The organism is Porphyromonas gingivalis ATCC 33277, from assembly GCF_000010505.1.
GTDB lineage: Bacteria > Bacteroidota > Bacteroidia > Bacteroidales > Porphyromonadaceae > Porphyromonas > Porphyromonas gingivalis.
On the sequence record NC_010729.1, the window covers coordinates 358,373 to 376,696 of the forward strand.

Sequence of the window (18,324 nt, forward strand, 5' to 3'; positions counted from 1 at the left end):
CAGTCGCAAAATTAACGTTTTTCGCCCTATCGAAAGATAACCATCGGCGAAAAAGGTACTGCCGGCACAGTATCGAGGGATGACTGTGCCGGCAGCAAACACCGAGTAACGGCGTGGAGGATCAGAGGCGGTGGATTACTTGCATCATCTGCTCGCCCAGACCGATCGTATAGCCTTGACGGACGAATACGACACGACCGAATGAGTCGGCGATGATGACGATCGGCAGATTGGTCGCATCAGGCAGGTTCGCAGCCTCCCGTATCATGGCGGCATTGCGGCCTTGAATATCCAGTCCGAATACGGCTGTCTCGGGCAGGGAGGGGAAGTCTGCCGGTTTGTAACGCTTGTGTCCGTCGGCATCGGGGAAGAGGAGGATCAGCTTGCGCCCCCACTGCTCGAAGTCGGCTTTCACCTTCTCCAAATCTTTCAGAGCATGGTTGGTAGGCTCCTGACCGGCTCCGAGTATGGCCATCGCGAAGTAGCCGCGTCCAGTGGTAGAGAGGAGCGAGCGGTCTTCTGCATGGGAGAGATCGTGGTAGAGCTGTTCGGCATTGATGGAGCCGATCACCTGAATGTCGGTCGAATCGTGTAGCAGTTCGAGCGGTTGGCGAGCAGTCTTACCGGCTTCTACCGTGAACTTCCTCATCCGGCACAATACGCTGCCACTGGCCATACGCGTACCGGTAACGAGGAAATAATGACCTGCATTCATTTCCTTGGGGCGGTCGAAGAGCGTCTTCAGGTCAGTCGGTTCATTTTCATCATAATAGAGCGTGCGGATGATGCCCGAAGGTTGCAGCTCGGCCACTGTGAAGCGGCTGTAGTAGTTGGGATTGGGGGCCAATGCTGTCGGTGTATAATCCAATGCGAGCGAACCCTGCTCCTTGAGGGCGGTCTTGCTCTCGCGCAGATTCACGTCGCTCCAACGCAGCGGCATCAGTTCCTTGCTGTATTGGATCTTGCCCGTCACCTCGTCGTACCGGGCCGGTATGCCGAGTGTGCGCGCCATGGCTACGAAGAAGATCCCCATCGAGCGGAGGTCTGCTCGTTTGGCTCGCCATACACCGACCGGAGTGATGGTGGTGTACTGTGTGTTGTAGAGGGTGTCCAGACGGATGTTCGAGCTTACCCAGCGAACCAGTTCGGCCGGATCTTGGCGCATGGCTTCCTGCTCTTTGGCGGTGAGGATGCTGCGGAGTGTAGGGACGAATGAGCTGAGCATCTCCGTATAGATACGAGGCGATGCCACATAGCGCAGGTGGTGCCGGTACGCTTCACCGCTTGCCGCTTCGGGAGCCGGCTCGGCCATGTCGCGGAAGATTACTTTGAGGAGCGACTCCGGCGTGTCGGTCAGGTCCTTGGGCGAAACGGTCTGTAGCAGATCCATTGCTCTTTGGCGTGCTTTTCCGGCTTCTACGGAGCGTAGGAAACCTTCGATGTCGGCATGGTTGCCGCGGCTCGTTTGTAAGATGCCTGTCAGCGCAGGCGCATCCACACCCAATTCGGCAGCCAGTGCTGCAGACTGCTCGGCTGTGGCGAATGTGGCTTCATAGGCTGCCCGAATGGAATCCTCACGCAGGAGACGGGCGTCGTTCGTGCTGATCTGCTGTGGAGAGCAGGTAGTGGGGATGGGATCTCCTGCAGGTGGTACGATTTTGAAATCGGCCCATTCGGGCTGTGCTTCGAAGCTGTCCAGTGCGATGGCCAGCGGTTTGCGATCGTCGGCCTTGGACAGGGCATAACCGAAGAGTCCGTCCTTGGCTGCCCAGATGAGCATGTCGCCTTTGCCTACACGCAGGGAAGCCTGTCCTTGAGCATCGGATTGCTTCGTCACTACGGGATAGAACTCCGAATAGTTGTAGATGCAGAAACGAATATCGGCCCCTTCCACCACAGCACCGGAGCGGTCGGTGACTTTGACTTCGATCATTTCAGTCGGGGCATAGTTGTCGATACAGTTGATCTCCGTATAGTTGGCCGTGCGGAACAACTTCTCTTCCGGACCTTCGTAGCGGCCGAAGACCCGCGTATGCGTCAGCATGGCGCGGACAACGGAGCTGTTGAACCATGCATCGTTCAGCTCGGCTGCCGGTTCGCAGGCTCCGATGAAGTACCATTTGCCATCTACCCATACCTCCACCCATGCGTGGTTGTCGTCCGTATGTGCCCAGCGCGGCGTATAGACCTGTCTGGCAGGAATACCTACCGAGCGCAGGGCAGCCACCGTGAAGGTGGACTCCTCACCGCAACGTCCGAGAGCGTTCTTCACCGTTGCAAGCGGAGAGCGAGTGCGTGGATCGCTGGGGCTGTATGTAGCTTTCTCGTGGCACCAGTGGTTCACCTCCAGAGCGGCTTCTTTCATGCTCATACCTTTTACTCGCTCTTTCAGCTCGGCATAGAACACCATGCGGCTGCTGTCGAGGTTCTCATTGTTCACGCGTATGGGCAGCACGAAGTGGCGGAAGAGCAGTTCGGGCACTTCCTTACCCCACGACATTTCTTCTCTTGCGCGGAAGCTCTCGCGTACATTCTGCAAGTAGAAGTCGCCCGAGTAGTCCACGATGTCCGGCAGAGTCATGTAGGCATACAGGAACTCCAGTGCTTCGCGCTCTTCGGTACGGAGCGAATCGCGCTCCAGCACTTCGAAGAGATCGCCTTCGGATAGAGCTTCGCGTTTTACTCTCAGATCTTCTTGCACCTGTTTGCGGAAGTCTGCATCGGTGATAAAATGCGTATCGCTCCCCTTGCATCCTGTGAGCAAGAGGGCAACGATGGCAAGTATCCCGATGCGGAATAGTTTGTTCTCTTTCATTATTACTTGTATGTTTTTGGAAATTGTAGCTCTCTCCTGATAGGTGTTTTCTCCGTTCTTTCTATTCTCTTCCTTTCGAGAACAGATGGCGGAAGGCTTCCTCCACCTTTCTGACCGGCACGAGCCGAATACCGAAGCGGCCGGCATCTTCCTGCCGGAAATTATCGGCCGGCACCAATATCTCTTTGAACCCTATGCGACGCGCTTCCGTAATGCGCTGCTCGATGCGACTCACGGGACGTATCTCTCCGGAGAGTCCGACCTCGCCCGTCATACATACGGCCGGCGGGATAACGATGTCCAGACTCGACGCCAGCACTGCCGAGATAACGGCCAGATCCGTAGCCGGATCGGCTATTTTGATACCTCCGGCAATGTTCAGAAACACATCCTTCTGTATGAGCTTGAAGCCGGCACGTTTCTCCAGTACGGCTAAGAGCATGTTCATCCGCCGAATATCGAAGCCCGTGGCCGAACGCTGCGGATTGGCATAAATGGCTGAGCTGACCAAAGCCTGCGCTTCGATGAGTATCGGGCGAATGCCCTCCATCGCTACGGCTATGGCTATGCCACTGAGGTCTTCCCTATTGCGTGTGATGAGATGTTCGCTCGGATTCTCCACGCCACGCAGACCGTCCTGCCGCATCTCGTATATCCCCAGCTCGGAAGTACTGCCATAGCGGTTCTTCTGTCCTCGGAGTATCCGGTAGAGATGATGCTTATCCCCGTCGAAGAGGAGCACCGTATCCACTATATGCTCCAGCACCTTCGGTCCGGCTATGCTACCTTCTTTGGTGATGTGTCCGATGACGATGACGGGGATACCCGTAGTCTTGCAGTATTTGAGCAGTAAGGCGGCACATTCGCGGATCTGCCCCACGCTGCCGGCCGAGCTTTCCATTTCCTCGGTATAGACCGTCTGTATAGAGTCTATCACGAGGAGATCGGGTGTGAGTTCTTCTGCACGGGAGAGTATCCTCTCTATATTCGTTTCGCAGTATACGTAGCACTCATTCATGGCTTGCCCCAGTCGTTCGGCGCGCATCTTCAGCTGTCGGGCACTTTCTTCACCCGACACGTAGAGCGTGCGCAACTGCGGCAGACGCAGCACCGTCTGGAGGATAAGCGTGGACTTACCGATTCCCGGCTCGCCGCCAAGTAGGACAAATGCTCCTTTGACAATTCCTCCACCCAGTACGCGGTCGAACTCTTCATCGCCGAGGCGAATACGCTCTTCATCGCCGGACTCCACATCCTGTAAGAGTCTTGGCCGGTTGTCCTGCTCCCGAGGCATAAAACTCTTGGCTGCATGCTTGCCCGATGCCGGTGCCGGCACCTTTTCCTCATCAATGCAGTTCCACTCTCCACAGGCATTGCAGTTGCCTTGCCATTTGGCGTATTTGGTTCCGCACGAACGGCAGACGTAGATCGTTTTCTCCTTAGCCATGCTTCAGTTGTTGTCGTAGGGTGCTGTATGGGAGTAGGGGAGGATTTATTCGCGAACCAACGGCATCGTGGAGCAGCGGAGTAGTCCACCCTGCTTGGAGATCTCGGCGTAGGGTACTTCCTCTACGGTCATCCCCCATGCCTCACGCAGGTGGTTGTTCAGACGGACAAAGTTCCGTTCGCTTATCACCGTGTCGGGACTGATGGAGAATATATTGGTATTCATCATATAGGCTTCTTCGGGTGTAATCTCGAACAGGTTGTCCCGGCCACCGAATATCTCTGTGATCAGACCAAAGCTCTCAGAGTGCAGGAATCCTTGGCGGTAGACTATGGCGCGGCCGCGGCCTACGGGTTGGAAAGCGCAGTCGAGGTGGAGCACCGAGCGCATAGGATCGGTGTCGTGCTTGATCAGCTCTATCGGTATGATGGTCTTGTGTGGGAAAAATTCGCGGAAGAAGTCTACAGCCCGTGCATTGGTTCGGGCCGTCTTGAAGGAAGGATAATCCTTCTGAAGGTAGGTGCCTATGAAAAGAATATCGTCATATAACAGGATGTCTCCGCCTTCGGCATGAATATCTTCGCTAAGGCGTACCAGATGGCTCTCTCCGACACAATCCCAAATGGGCGAAAAGGCTTCGGACTCGCGGGCACGATCGGCTATCAGGTTCGATACGAAGAGTTTGTCATCGATGGCAAAAGCCACATCGCGGGCAAATATCTGGTTGTAGTTTGCTATCGGCTCGGGACGGAGCACCTCTATGCCATGACGCACCAGTACATCGAGTACGGCATCCATCTCTATCTTGATATCCCCGTCCGAAGGATAAGTGCCCCGTAACACGGATTCATAGCTCTTGGCATCGTAGGTGTCGGCGAGAGCAGGTGCTCCGCCGGTCGAATCCGGCAACCCCAGTACGACAGTGCGCAAGGGAGCCGTTTCGTTGGTAACGTGTGGTAGTATCTTCATCATTAGGATTGCCTGCAAGGATAAAAAAGGTCAGGCTTCCGGCAAAGATAATAAAGAGAAGAGAGTATTCCGCGCCGTAACCGGTAGTAAATCCGAATCTTATTTCCCTTTCGGGCATATCCTTATTTTCATTTTCTCACAAGGAGCTACACGAACCGATGAAAAGAGTTTCCTGTTGTCGGCAGATTACGAGCCGAAAACGGTCGGATTGCGGTGCGTGTTTTGGCGAAAACACGCGCGAGAAATTTTTCGTTTTGGTTCCAAAAATTTTTACTTCTCGCTCCACAACGAAAAATTTTTCGCGCCACGTCTTTTCCAACCGTATTCCGTCTTTTTCCCGAACGACAAAAGAGAAAAGATGTCTATGTGCCATCGGTAACTTCGGACACGTGGCGGATGCCTCATCGAGTAGGCCAAAAATGCCTACCTTTGGGGCAGTTGTAAAAACTTAATATCAATATCTAACAAAGAGGATACAGCGATGAAATTCTTTATCGACACAGCTAATTTGGATCAGATTCGCGAGGCGAACGACATGGGTGTCTTGGACGGCGTTACTACCAATCCGTCTCTGATGGCGAAAGAGGGTATTAGTGGGAAAGACAATTGCATGAGGCACTACTTGGCCATCTGTGAGATTGTCGATGGAGATGTGAGTGCCGAAGTGATAGCTACGGACTACGAAGGTATGATTCGCGAGGGCGAGGAGTTGGCCGCTCTGCATCCGCAGATCGTGGTTAAGGTGCCTTGCACGGCCGAAGGTATCAAGGCTATCAAATACTTCAGCGATAAGGGCATTCGTACCAACTGTACGCTCATCTTTACCGTAGGCCAGGCCCTGCTCGCCGCCAAAGCCGGAGCTTCGTATGTGTCGCCGTTCGTCGGCCGATTGGATGACATCGCCAGCGATGGCATCAAGCTGGTGGAGAATATCGTAGCTATGTTCGGATTCTATCGCTACGAGACGGAGGTGCTTGCTGCCAGCATCCGCCATACGCAGCACATTATTCAGTGCCTCGAAGCCGGTGCCGATGTGGCTACCTGCCCGCTCAACGCCATCAAGGGTCTGCTCAAGCACCCTCTTACGGATAGTGGATTGAAGGCTTTTTTGGAAGATCATCGACGAGTAAACGAAGGCAAATGATCCCTCGCTTTTTCCGGAAATATTCTATCGCATTAGCCTGCATCAGCGGGCTAATGTCGTTTTCGGCCTATACCGGTTGCCAAGTTGCAGGGACAGCGCATTCGTCGAGGAGTGAGGAGGTCGGGAGTCAGACTGCTCATTCGGAGCAGGAGATTTCGGTTGCAACCCCAAGAGAGGAGGTACGAGTAGTTGTCGGTGCAGAGAGGACAGAGTTGCTCCTGCCTCTTCTCAGAGACAAGCGTGTGGCACTGGTGGCTAATGCTACGAGTGTGGTGGGGACGGAGCGGGAACATCTTCTTGACCATCTGCTTCGGCAGGGAGTCAATGTCGTCAAGATCTTAGGGCCTGAACACGGCTTCCGTGGAGATGCCGATGCCGGGGCAACGGTCAAGGATGAACGGGATGTCAGGACGGGAATCCCTATCGTTTCGCTCTACGGCAAAAACAAGAAACCTACTCCTCGAATGTTGGCCGACGTCGATGTGCTGCTATTCGATATGCAGGATGTCGGGACTCGCTTCTTTACTTATATCAGTACGCTGCACTATGTGATGGAGGCTTGTGCCGAGGAGCAGAAAAAGCTGATCGTTACTGATCGGCCGAACCCGAACGACTACGTGGATGGTCCCATCTTACAAGATGATTGCCGTTCGTTTGTCGGAGTGGATCCGCTGCCTATTCTTCATGGTCTGACGATAGGAGAGCTGGCCAATATGATCAACGGCGAGGGCTGGCTGGGCAAGAAGGAGATGAAGTGCGATCTGACTGTAGTTCCGATGCTGGGTTGGAAGCATGGACAGGAGTACGCCTTGCCGGTGAAGCCGAGCCCCAATCTCCCTACAGCGAATGCCATAGCCTGGTATCCTTCGCTCTGTCTGTTCGAGGCTACGATCATGAGTGTCGGGCGAGGGACCGATTTCCCGTTTGAGGTCTTGGGTTATCCCAAGAAAGTATTCGGCTCTTTCGTTTTCGTTCCACGACCTATTCGCGGTATGGATAGCAATCCACTCTATAAAGGAAGACACTGTTACGGTGTCGATCTCCGAGGCGAAAAAGCTCCACGGGGTCTGTCTCTTCAGTTGCTGATCCGTTATTACCGGACTGCTCGACGGGAGGGCATCAAGTTTGTGAACAGGAAACAGATGTTCAATCTTTTGGCAGGAACGAAAGAATTGGCACAGCAGATCGAAAAAGGCCGGACAGAAGAGCAGATCCGAGCCTCTTGGCAATCGGATCTCGACAAGTACCACAAATTGCGGAAGAAGTATCTGCTTTATCCCACACCGACCGAATAATGCTTCACGAGCTTGCTATGACAAAAAGAAAAGGGATGCCCCACCGGACATCCCTTTTCTTGTGTAGCAGATCTCGGATTACCCGATATGGATCTTTTCCGTACGAGCGGATTTTTCCGTTTTGATATTGATGGTGTAGATTCCTTCGGGCAGGATGGAAAGATCTACGGTCGAGCGGAGCTGATTCGGAGTAGTTTTGAGTACGACCCGTCCATTGATGTCATAGAGGACAATCGCTTTGATAGGAGCGTTGGCTTCTATGAGGATCTGCTTCGTTCCGTTTTGCGGACGAATGACGATACCCGTCTGTGCCACTATGTCCTCGACACTGTCATCGAGGATAACCTCAATGTAGTCTTCTGCCTTCTTCACATTGCTTCCGCCCTCGTTCGTGGCAGTCAGCTGGACATCATACTTGCCTGTTTCATTGTAGGTGACCACCGGGTTTTGCTCCGTGCTGGTGGCAGGAGAGCCGCCTTCGAACACCCAAAGCCATGAAGTCGGATTGTTCGTAGACAAGTCTTTGAAAGTAACTGTCTCGCCTTTCTTTACTTTTCGAGGTGTTCCTTCGAAGTCGGCTACCGGAGCAGGGACCGGAGCTTTCTTGACAGTGATGTATTTTTCTTTCGTCTTCACCGTTTCACCGGAAGCACTGATCGCCTTGAGCGTGACATCGTATTGGCCGGCTTTGCTGTAAAGCACAGTCGGGTTTTCGTCTTCACTGGTAGCGGGAGTGCCGCCATCGAATATCCATACGTAGTTGGTAGCATTGGTGGATTGGTTTTGGAAAGATACCGTCTGGCCCTCTTCTATTTCCGTCGGGGTACCGACGAATTCAGCTACAGGCATAACGGCATTGACAGTGATGAATTTTTCTTTCGTAATCGTGTTGGAACCACTTGCATTCCACACTTTGAGCGTAACGTCGTACTGACCGGGATGACTATAGGATACGAGCGGATTCTGCTCTGTACTCATGGCAGGCTGTCCGCCTTCGAACGTCCACTCCCAATTCGTGGGGTTATTTGTCGTTTGATCTTGGAATTGGACACTTTCGCCTACTGAGATGGTCATAGGAGAAGCTGTGAAATCGGGTACAGGCAGAGGAACCGAGTTGCCCAATGCAATGTCCATGATGACGGTTTCTTTGTCCTTGATCGTAATGGTACGAGTTGCCTCGGGATAACCCTCGGCTTTGTATTTTACCGTATAAGTGCCGGCTTTGATAGGACGTACATAGTAGCCTGTGGTAGCATCGGAGTAAACATCGGAGTTGCGCTTGTCATGGTTTTCTATCAAGATCTGGCATTTGAGAGGCTGTCCGTTCGCAGCGGAAGTCACTGTACCATGGATGCCGTATAAGGATTCTTCGATCAGAGCAAGCAGAGATTCTTTGTTCAGATTCCAATACTTTGGAAGTTGAGAGGCCGGCACCAACTTGGTGTTGCTGATTTCAAGGGTAATTTCTCGCAGACGATGGAAATAATTTGCATTGTCCTGACGACTTCCGCGAATTACATACCAGTCTGAACCGTTGATGATTCCCGAATTGGTTTCGGAGGTCATGTAGCTGGCGGAAATACTCTGACAAGCGGCTGCGTAGTTGCGACTGATCAGTTTGTACCACTCATCGTCTGCATGTCTTTCTTTTTTGTTATCCCATGGATAGTTCACTACCTCTGTTCCTCCATGTATATTGGCACCGAGCACGAAAGAGGTGTTTCCTTCCAAATCCATGAATGCAGTTGCCTCCGGCTGCCAAGGTTTTCCATCGGGGTGATCACCGGCTACATCATCCTTGAAGTTACGGTTCAAATCGACATTGTTGGCATTGTAGCGAGTAGCTCCTTGTACGGTATGGTTTCCGGCTCTGTATGCTCCGTCCGGATTGGTCAAAGGACAGATCCATACTTCTGTTTTATCCAGAATGTTCTTAATCCTCGGATCGGATTCGTAGTTCGACAGCAGATGGTCTATGAGTCGGAGCAGTACCACATATCCGGTCGTTTCGTCTCCGTGCATCGTAGAAGTATAGAGCACGCGAGGCTTTTTCCCTGTATTGGCAGAGGACGTCAGCTTGCAAATTATCAGTTTACGATCCTTTACGGACTTGCCAATGACGGAAGTAGTACAAAGTGATGGATACTTTGTTTGGAACTCTTCCATCATGCTGATATAGGCTTCATAGGTGGGGTAAGCATTCCATTCGTATTTTTCTCCTGAGCGGTAGTCGAACATCTCGACAGCGCGCTGCATGGATGGAGGAGTCAAGAATGTAGGCTTGAGCCCATAGCGCAGGAATGCCTCGAACTCCTCTTCGCTGGCATAGGCAATGGCTTCATTGGTTACGGGGTCAAACTCGTCGATGGACATGATCAGAGCCAGCTCTTGTAGAACGGCCCTATCAGACACTTTGAATGAGAAGTAGGCTTCGCCCCGTTCGTCAAAGTTGAAATAATCTTTGGCCTGTTGTGCCTGCATGCTGCCGATGAAAGTCAGCAAAGCAACGAAAATGCCAAGAAGCAAAAAATTCTTTTTCTTCATAAATAGGATAATTATGTTTGTTATTGGATTCTTGCAGTATCCTTTTGCGAGAAAAAGGTGCTCGGTTTTTGCATAACGCTATGGCAGTGGGAGCATATTTTTCGGGCTAAATGTACTCGCAAAGATAAAAATATTCCTATGCCATTATCTTTTTGAACCTAAAAAGTCAATTGCATATTCCACTTAGTTGATAGTTTCAGGATGGGATGTTCCCAAAAGGAGATTGTTGCATGGGAGTTTCATTGAGTTCTTTTGCTGCAGAGCTGATTCTTAGTGTCTTCGGGAAAGGTCAAACCTTCGGTATATGGGCACCGAGCAAATAGAAATTTCCCCAAGTTTCCATTAGAGAAGTACTCCTTTCCTCGTCAAATAGGCGAGAAATAAGAAACGATTGTCGGCTGTTTCTTGCTCCCTGCACGATGCAGGACGCGATTGTCAGCTGATTCTTGCTTCCTGCACGATGCAGGACGCAATTGTCAGCTGATTCTGCTCCCATCAATGCGCTAACTATCAGCTATTTGCAACTATTTTATAGGACTTTCATTGAAGTCTTTTGCCGCAGAGCTGATTCTTAAGTGTTTTTCAGATTACTTGAGGTTTGCAGAGAGATCGCATGAAGCTCTCCTTTCTTCGTCAAATCAATGCATGTATCTGTCTTGATCGATATGAGGGGGGGGAGGGTTATTGTATAACGGTCTCAAAAGGTGCCTTTCCGGATCAAAGTCCAAATAAAAACCTTGCAGGTCTAACTTCTGCAAGTTTTTTTTGTTTTGTTACGAAAGCTCGGATTTCGGAGCGATGTCCGATTGAGCCTTGGCAACTAAAAATGAGTGGAGAGCGTGGCCATGGCCGTAAGCATCTTATTGCCGTGGTCGTACATTACAGCGGCACCCGCCCCCACGTTTTTATGAATTTGATATTCGTAGGCTACACGTGCTCCGTAACCGATGTAGGTATTCGAATTGGTGTAGATACTGACTTTGGCTCCCTTGTCTCCATAGATGAAATGAATATTGTGCTTATTGGACAGGCCGGCTTGTACTGCCAGAAACAAATTGTGCCGGCTATTCTGCCAAAACAGATGGAGAGGATTGACTCCGACGACGATCATATAGCAGTTGGCACTGCCTGCATCGAAGAATGACCACTTCTCATTCGGAGAAGACATATTTACCTGAAAAGATCCGTCTCCTTCGTTCGATGCAAAGGAGTCTGCATTGTTGGCTGTTTGACGTGTGGAGTTGTACATGGACAGCCCCACTTCCAGAAAGCTTCCCATACGCTTTCCCAAATAGAAACCATAGGTGAATCCTCCCGGGATGTTCTCCGTATCGGAGTATCCCGCTCCGACCTGCAATGACCATGGTCTGATAACGTCTTGTGCAGCCAATCGGCCTGCAATTCCATACAATAATACAACGAGAAGCAGCAGCATTCTTTTCATACTCTTTCTTTTTTAGTTATTTAATTGTGTTGATTGTCTCCTCAAAATGTAAAACAGTCACAAAAATATAATGAATAGGCGAGAAAGAGACCTTTGCAAAATCAAGAAGTATCTTTTCGGTATCGTTTTCACCCGTAGAGCGTGTCGCACAAGTCATAGAGGAGCTGAGGTATTCATATCTATAACGACACAGAAAAACAGTCAATTGACAATGAAATCTCCCGGAAAATGCCGTGCGACAGTCTCATCTATCGGTTTAACAGCTCGCACGGAACCTCCCACTCCCCGAACCTGCCATCCGGCAGAGAGCAGATAGCATCTTCCATCAATAGACCATAGTATCCTCTCATGCGAGACCATAGTATCCTCTCATGTGAGACCATAGTATCCTCTCATGTGAGACCATAGTATCCTCTCATATGAGACCATAGTATCCTCTCATATGAGACCATAGTATCCTCTCATGTGAGACCATAGTATCCTCTCGTGGAAGTTCATTCTTTGTATCTCAAGGAAAGATCAATGAGTAGGTGTATGGCTGCCAAGTGAATAGAGAGCAGCGCCCGAATACGTTGCCAATCGATAAGCATATCGACTTGGTTCGAGAATACATTCCGTGCTTTCCTGTATCGATTCGCTGACATGACGTCCCTGAACGAAACCTCTTCGTCGGATGATTTTCCTTGTCGTGCCATCGTTTTGTGTCATTGATCATACCATAAACACACAAAACAATCGGCCGACACACAATAAAATGAATGGATAAATGGATAAAGTGCCTGCTTATTGTGCAAAGGTCTCGAAATGGACTGCCGTTTCGGAATTAGCTGTATTGAGGTGTATAAATACCAAGCGGAAGCTCCGGATCATAGACTTTTCGTTTGTGCTAAGGTGTGCTATCTTTGGACGCTGAAATAAGAAAGATTTCGTAAAAAATGAATAAAGCAAGCAAATCGATTATACTCCTGCTCCTACTGGGCTGTTCGGCATCTGCACAGAAACTCAGTAGTAGTATGAAAGAGGCCCTACGTAAGCTGGAAACGGCTGTGTATGCTATCAGCAGCCTGTATGTGGACAGTGTGGACAACAACAAGCTGACCGAATATGCCATTCGGGGGGTCTTGAGCGAATTGGACCCTCACTCTGTTTATTCCGATGCAGAGGAGACAAAGAGCGAATTGGAGCCTCTAAATGCCGGATTCGACGGTATAGGCGTGCAGTTCAATATGCTCACGGATACGGTCTATGTGGTACAGGTGATTGCCGGAGGCCCTTCGGAAAAGGCCGGATTGTTGGCCGGTGATCGCATTGTATCAGTGGATGATACTGTCATTGCAGGAGTCAAGATGAAGACCAATGACGTGATGAAACGCTTGCGTGGTCCGCGAGGAAGCAAGGTCAAACTCGGCGTATGGCGGGGGAACGACAGACTCAATATCACCGTCAAGCGAGGCCTTGTCCCTGTTCATAGCCGCGAGGCCTGCTATATGGTCGACGAACGTACAGGATATATCAGACTGAGTAGATTTTCGCGCACTACCTACGATGAGTTTGCCGAGGGCATAGCTCTTTTGCGAGGACGTGGTATGCAGCAGTTGGTGCTTGATCTGAGATTCAATGGTGGCGGTATACTTGATCAGGCTGTGGAGATGGCCGGAACTTTTCTACCCGAAGGAAGTACGGTACTGACCGTCAGAAACAATCGTATGCCACGGATCAGTGAGCGCATGGAGGCTACGAGCAATAACCTCCTCCCGAAGGACTTGCCTTTGGTCGTTCTCGTCAATGAGTTTTCGGCTTCAGCCAGCGAGATATTGGCCGGGGCTATACAAGATTGGGACAGAGGAGTCGTTATCGGACGGCGTACTTTCGGCAAAGGACTGGTACAGCGTCCATTGCCCTTTCAGGATGGTTCGATGATCCGGCTGACTATCGCCCGCTATTATACACCTTCGGGACGTAGCATCCAGAAACCTTATGCAAAAGGGAATTTCAAAGCATACGAACAGGAATTGATCGGTCGCTTCAAACACGGCGAATCCATCCACAGCGACAGCATCCGTTTCCCCGATTCTCTTCGCTACAAGACTCTCGTCACGGGGCGCACCGTTTATGGTGGGGGAGGCATTATGCCGGATCTTTTCATCCCAACGGATACGGCCTTGTTCAACAAGCTGCATCGTGAGCTGCTGAACAAGGGTATCTTTAATCGGGCTGTACTCAAATATGTGGATGCACATCGTCAGAAACTGCGCCAACGCTTCCCCGACAGACAGTCATACGCCACGTTTAGCATTCCCGAAGAACTGACTGAAAGCCTGAAAGCATTTGCCGAAGCTGAGAAAATCACATGGAGCACCGAACTTTTTGCTCAAGCCGAAGAGCTTATCAAGTGTCAGCTCCATGCCTATATCGCACGTGATATTCTGGGGGAGAACGACTTCTTCTATTTCTTCAATCGCATGGATAAGGAATATATAAAAGCACTCGATCTCCTCAATGATTCCGACGAATACAAACGTCTCCTCGGAAAGTAATATTTAGCATAAAAGGGGACACCGGAAAGATACCAAACAACCGCTCGGTTACGTTAGCTTTGTAGAGGATTATGAAAGAGATAAGTAGATTGACAGCTGTCATATTACTCGCTGTGGGCTTCGTACTTGCCAATGGCAGCTGTTCGGATGACTTCGACAAATATGCCGAGTCTCCGGAAGATCGTGCCGAATTTTCTGCCGATACCATCAAGTTCGATACCCTTTTCAGCCGAGTCAGTTCTTCCACTCGGACATTCATGGTATACAACCGGCTCAATCGTTCGCTACGTCTGAGCGAAGTGGAGCTGGTGGGAGGCAAAAACCGTGGCTACCGTGTGAATGTGGACGGACATGTAGGCACCAAGTTTTCCGATCTGACCATTCTTCCGAAGGATAGTATGTTCATCTTCGTCGAAGCTACTTTTCCTGAAGGGGAGAGCGATGATCCGGTCGAGGTTAAAGACTCTCTCCGTTTCCTTATCAATGGACGTACGGACTATGTCCTGTTGCAGGGTTTTCGTCAGAATGTAGACGAAGTGACCGCTTTGGTTATCGATCGGGATACGATATTTGGAGCACAACGTCCCACCTTGCTTCTCGACAGCCTTGTCGTTCAGCAGGGTGCTACCCTTACTTTACCTGCCGGATGCCGTCTGCTGATGGCCAATAAGGCCCACATCAAGGTTCGGGGTCGCCTAATGGCGGAGGGCAATCCGGCCAAGCGAGTGATGATAGAGAATCTGCGCCACGATCTCCTCGTACAGGATGTACCTTATACCCTCGTTCCCGGACAGTGGGGCGGGATTCTTTTCTCTGAAGAGAGTCGTGGCAATGAACTTCGTTATACTACTATCCGCAACGGTCGGTGGGGAATCATTGCCGAAGGCGGTAAGGATGTCACCACCCCAAAATTGCTTTTGGATGGCTGTATGGTCACCAATACGAAAGGCTCCGGTCTGGCTGCTTCCGGTGGCTATATCCGTATTCTGAACAGCGAGATCAGCAATACCCTCGGCTATACTGTAGCCCTCTTCGGCAGCGTATGCGAATTGACCCAAAGCACTGTTTGCAATTTCTATAGATGGGACAACCGCCAAGGGGAAGCCTTGCGCTACGTGACGGCATTCGCTCCCGATGTGGCAGGCGGATCCTATACTCCCTCATCGGACAGTCGTCTGATTTTGTCCAACAGCATTGTCGATGGCAGTCGGTCTGTGGTCAAACAGGGAGATAAAGAGAGTGGAGGAGAAATCAGTCTGTCCGACGGTTCACCGTCCGATAATGAAGCCCCGGTACTTGCACGCCTTACGATACGCAACAGCTATGTACGTGCCCGTTCGAGCATCCTCAATGTCGGATATAATGTGATGGAGGCCGACAAGAACAACCCGACCGACAGTATCTATTATAGTGTAGGGTACGACTTGATCAAAAAGAAGTACAACTTCCGCTACGACTATCATCCTCTGCCCAATGCCCCATTCGTAGGGAAAGCCGATCCTGCTATCATAGCGTTGTTCCCCAATGACTTGACCGGAGAACCCCGCCGGACAGCTACCGTGGGGGCTTTCGAAGTAAAGCCCCGTCCTTGAAAGACAATATACACGTTACATAAACAGAAAAACATGAAAGAGGTACAAATTGAAGCCGGATGGAAAAAGGTTTTACAGGAAGAATTCGATAAATTTTATTTCGAAAAGCTGACCGACTTTGTGCGTGAAGAGTATCGGCAGAGTCCGATTTACCCCCCGGCCCGATTTATTTTTCGAGCATTTGACACTTGCCCTTTCGACCGCGTCAAAGTCGTTATTCTTGGACAAGATCCCTATCATGAACCCGGGCAAGCCGAAGGGTTGGCTTTCTCAGTGCCGACCGGTATACCCATCCCTCCCAGCTTACGCAATATCTGCGAAGAAATTCGTACCGATACCGGACAGCCGGCTCATATAGATGGAGGAAGTCTTTTGCCGTGGGTAGAGCAAGGAGTATTACTGCTCAATGCCACGCTTACTGTTCGTGCAAGTCAGGCCGGTAGCCACCAAGGGCATGGATGGGAGACCTTTACGGATGCGGCCATAGAAGCCTTGGCCAAGCGTAGAGAACACCTTGTCTTTCTCCTCTGGGGAAGTTATGCCCGCCGAAAATCAGCCATGATCGATCCTCGCCGTCATCTCATTCTCGAAGCACCTCATCCTTCGCCACTCTCAGCACATCGCGGTTTTTTTGGCTGCAAGCATTTCAGCCGAACCAACGCATATCTCCGCCAGCACGGCATAGCCCCGATCGTTTGGTAGCACCTTGATTAGAAACGTGATTGGCCGGCTTTGTTCCCTTCCGAGGACTACATGTAGGTGGAGTACACCTCGATCGAAGAGGCACACCATAAACAACCCCTGTTCGGCGTAAGAAAACGCCAATGTATTCGTTCCCTGATTAGCGGGTTACACACTAAGATCTTGGGAGTTATAGGTTGTTCCGTTCAGGCAATTGTATAGGGGGCAATCCTGCTTCTGCCTGGATCGAACCAACATTGAAATTCGGATTGCTTTTTTGACCGAATGTTGCAGTCCGTACAGGAAGATGGGCTATACCACAAGGCAGATGGCGGTACACCGTAGAGGATAACGGGCTATCCCGTACGGCTCTTCGAGCTACGCTGTAGAGCTCGGCGAGGTACGCTCTACAGCGTAGCGAGCCGAGCCGTAGAGTTCCGCTCCGTGAGCCGTAGAGGTGGCCGAGCTGAGCCGTAGAGCCCGGCGCGGTGAGCCCTACAGCGTAGCTCGAAGAGCCGTAGAGCGCAGCTCAGTACGCTCTACGGCGTAGCCCGAGTCGCTGTAGGGCGTAGCTCGACCCCCTTTCGGAGTATGTTCCGAACGGCTATAAAACAATGCGGATTCAATCCAAGAAAAATATGCAATATGCTGTTTGTCAGCGTATTTCATTTCTCAGTTGAAAGATTTCGACTTCGAGTGGATCCGACGTCCAATGAGACGTCAAACTTTTTCCCTTTCATTTTCTGATCGGTTATAGTCAATGCCCCAACAAGAGCTTGATCGATAAGGTGGCTCTTATGAGAATCGACACCATATCGCTTACATCGAACTCACGTTAAAAAAGAAAACCTGCTTGGAGAAGGATTCCAAACAGGTGATAAGAAAGGTGTACCGATATGCATCCGAATAACCGGAGATGAGGTTTGTGCCCTCTTTGTCAAGAACAAAACGGCACAAGAGAGTCAGAATATCTGCATCAGCTCGGACAAAGAGGAAATAATATGCATGGGTGCTCGTACACCGTCATCAGGTAAGATATGTCTGTTCGGGTTATACCAGACAGATGCCAGACCGGCATTGGCCGCCCCGACTATATCGGCTTCCCAGCTATCTCCTATCATGATGCTTTCCGTCTTTCTGGCTTTGGCTTTGACGAGTGCGAAGTCGAATATCTTTTTGTTTGGCTTGTTGATACCCGCATCTTCGGATAGAATCACTCGGTCAATATAGGGTGCCAAACCACTATTGGTCAGTTTGGCATGCTGGATTTCTCGAAAGCCGTTGCTAAGGATATAAACCTTGTAGTAACGGTGCAGATACTCCATCACCTCCAGAGCATGAGGGCAAAGTCGAGTTTTCCGCCCGGTAATGGACAGAAACTCTGCATTCCATGTTAGTATTTGTTCATCAGACAAAGTGAGATATCCGGTGAAAGGCCTTCTGAAACGCTCCAAAGTAAGGGTCGGCTTATCGATTTGCCCATACCGATACTCAGACCAAAGGGCTTCATTGTGAGGCAAATATATACTGAAGAAAGTTTCGAACGAGTCGAAATATCTATCCCAGGCATGTGTATGATACAACTCTTCGAGGCTACTCTTATTATTATGATAAGTGTCCCAAAGCGTATCGTCGAGATCGATAAAAAGATGTTTTATCATGGAAAAAACGGAATGAGTACATGAGGATGCGGCCAAACCCGAAGTGTCGGAAGGAAGGAGAAGGGGCAAAACAGCAGAGGCAGCGGTATGCAGTTCTACAGCCGGTGATACAAACATATCCACCTTTACAGAACCACTCGAGCCTATCCGCTGAAAACCGCACCTCTACCTTTCTGAAACAAGAGAAGAGGGTGT

At 50.5% G+C, this 18,324-nt stretch carries 13 protein-coding genes; 5 read left to right on the plus strand and 8 right to left on the minus strand.

Annotation, left to right across the window (positions count from 1 at the left end):
* Positions 1–121 precede the first annotated feature (121 nt).
* The 4 genes from PGN_RS01580 to PGN_RS12295 form a co-directional block, all read right to left on the minus strand.
* Entirely contained in the window at positions 122–2,815 is a 2,694-nt protein-coding gene (locus tag PGN_RS01580) for a transglutaminase domain-containing protein (RefSeq protein ID WP_012457432.1), read from the minus strand.
* A gap of 61 nt (positions 2,816–2,876) precedes the next feature.
* A complete protein-coding gene (gene radA, locus PGN_RS01585; protein WP_012457433.1) occupies positions 2,877–4,262 on the minus strand; it encodes a DNA repair protein RadA in 1,386 nt (461 codons plus the stop codon).
* 45 nt (positions 4,263–4,307) lie between these two features.
* Positions 4,308–5,234 (minus strand): arginine deiminase family protein, encoded by a 927-nt coding sequence (locus PGN_RS01590; protein WP_039417071.1) that lies wholly within the window; start codon positions 5,232–5,234, stop codon positions 4,308–4,310.
* A gap of 133 nt (positions 5,235–5,367) precedes the next feature.
* Complete coding sequence (locus PGN_RS12295; RefSeq protein ID WP_353558822.1) at positions 5,368–5,604, minus strand: DUF1661 domain-containing protein; 237 nt, start codon at positions 5,602–5,604, stop codon at positions 5,368–5,370.
* Positions 5,605–5,712: 108 nt separating this feature from the next.
* Between PGN_RS12295 and fsa the strand changes: the two genes are divergently transcribed.
* Positions 5,713–6,375 carry a fructose-6-phosphate aldolase gene (fsa, locus tag PGN_RS01600; protein ID WP_004583877.1) on the plus strand — a complete coding sequence of 221 codons (663 nt, stop codon included), beginning with the start codon at positions 5,713–5,715 and terminating at the stop codon, positions 6,373–6,375.
* Complete coding sequence (locus PGN_RS01605; RefSeq protein ID WP_012457435.1) at positions 6,372–7,670, plus strand: exo-beta-N-acetylmuramidase NamZ family protein; 1,299 nt, start codon at positions 6,372–6,374, stop codon at positions 7,668–7,670. The genes fsa and PGN_RS01605 overlap by 4 nt, the downstream gene beginning before the upstream one ends.
* Positions 7,671–7,748: 78 nt before the next feature.
* Here PGN_RS01605 and PGN_RS01610 read toward each other — a convergent pair whose 3' ends face one another.
* Positions 7,749–10,214, minus strand: a complete 2,466-nt coding sequence (locus tag PGN_RS01610; RefSeq protein ID WP_012457436.1) for a M14 family metallopeptidase — start codon at positions 10,212–10,214, stop codon at positions 7,749–7,751.
* An 820-nt stretch (positions 10,215–11,034) separates the two neighbouring features.
* Positions 11,035–11,658, minus strand: a complete 624-nt coding sequence (locus tag PGN_RS01615) for a hypothetical protein (protein ID WP_004583881.1) — start codon at positions 11,656–11,658, stop codon at positions 11,035–11,037.
* Positions 11,659–12,593: 935 nt separating this feature from the next.
* Between PGN_RS01615 and PGN_RS01625 the strand changes: the two genes are divergently transcribed.
* The 3 genes from PGN_RS01625 to ung all read left to right on the plus strand — a co-directional run bounded on the left by PGN_RS01625 (position 12,594) and on the right by ung (position 16,489).
* The gene (locus PGN_RS01625; protein ID WP_012457439.1) at positions 12,594–14,195 is read left to right on the plus strand and encodes a S41 family peptidase; all 1,602 of its coding nucleotides are present in this window, start codon (positions 12,594–12,596) and stop codon (positions 14,193–14,195) included.
* A gap of 71 nt (positions 14,196–14,266) precedes the next feature.
* Positions 14,267–15,787 (plus strand): hypothetical protein, encoded by a 1,521-nt coding sequence (locus tag PGN_RS01630; protein WP_012457440.1) that lies wholly within the window; start codon positions 14,267–14,269, stop codon positions 15,785–15,787.
* Positions 15,788–15,820: 33 nt separating this feature from the next.
* Positions 15,821–16,489, plus strand: a complete 669-nt coding sequence (gene ung / locus PGN_RS01635) for a uracil-DNA glycosylase (RefSeq protein WP_012457441.1) — start codon at positions 15,821–15,823, stop codon at positions 16,487–16,489.
* A gap of 474 nt (positions 16,490–16,963) precedes the next feature.
* Here ung and PGN_RS11565 read toward each other — a convergent pair whose 3' ends face one another.
* Both PGN_RS11565 and PGN_RS01640 read right to left on the minus strand, forming a co-directional pair.
* The gene (locus PGN_RS11565; RefSeq protein ID WP_169924597.1) at positions 16,964–17,137 is read right to left on the minus strand and encodes a hypothetical protein; all 174 of its coding nucleotides are present in this window, start codon (positions 17,135–17,137) and stop codon (positions 16,964–16,966) included.
* Between the two features lie 293 nt (positions 17,138–17,430).
* Positions 17,431–18,246, minus strand: coding sequence for a YjjG family noncanonical pyrimidine nucleotidase (locus tag PGN_RS01640; protein WP_012457443.1), 816 nt, complete (start codon positions 18,244–18,246; stop codon positions 17,431–17,433).
* Positions 18,247–18,324: the final 78 nt, after the last annotated feature.

Coding starts and splice junctions, on each gene's coding strand:
- PGN_RS01610 (WP_012457436.1), bottom strand. CDS start 10,214: ATGAAGAAAAAGAATTTTTTGCTTCTTGGCATTTTCGTTGCTTTGCTG.
- PGN_RS01590 (WP_039417071.1), bottom strand. CDS start 5,234: ATGATGAAGATACTACCACACGTTACCAACGAAACGGCTCCCTTGCGC.
- fsa (WP_004583877.1), top strand. CDS start 5,713: ATGAAATTCTTTATCGACACAGCTAATTTGGATCAGATTCGCGAGGCG.
- PGN_RS01625 (WP_012457439.1), top strand. CDS start 12,594: ATGAATAAAGCAAGCAAATCGATTATACTCCTGCTCCTACTGGGCTGT.
- PGN_RS11565 (WP_169924597.1), bottom strand. CDS start 17,137: ATGAAATACGCTGACAAACAGCATATTGCATATTTTTCTTGGATTGAA.
- PGN_RS01630 (WP_012457440.1), top strand. CDS start 14,267: ATGAAAGAGATAAGTAGATTGACAGCTGTCATATTACTCGCTGTGGGC.
- PGN_RS01580 (WP_012457432.1), bottom strand. CDS start 2,815: ATGAAAGAGAACAAACTATTCCGCATCGGGATACTTGCCATCGTTGCC.
- PGN_RS12295 (WP_353558822.1), bottom strand. CDS start 5,604: ATGGCACATAGACATCTTTTCTCTTTTGTCGTTCGGGAAAAAGACGGA.
- ung (WP_012457441.1), top strand. CDS start 15,821: ATGAAAGAGGTACAAATTGAAGCCGGATGGAAAAAGGTTTTACAGGAA.
- PGN_RS01640 (WP_012457443.1), bottom strand. CDS start 18,246: ATGTTTGTATCACCGGCTGTAGAACTGCATACCGCTGCCTCTGCTGTT.
- radA (WP_012457433.1), bottom strand. CDS start 4,262: ATGGCTAAGGAGAAAACGATCTACGTCTGCCGTTCGTGCGGAACCAAA.
- PGN_RS01615 (WP_004583881.1), bottom strand. CDS start 11,658: ATGAAAAGAATGCTGCTGCTTCTCGTTGTATTATTGTATGGAATTGCA.
- PGN_RS01605 (WP_012457435.1), top strand. CDS start 6,372: ATGATCCCTCGCTTTTTCCGGAAATATTCTATCGCATTAGCCTGCATC.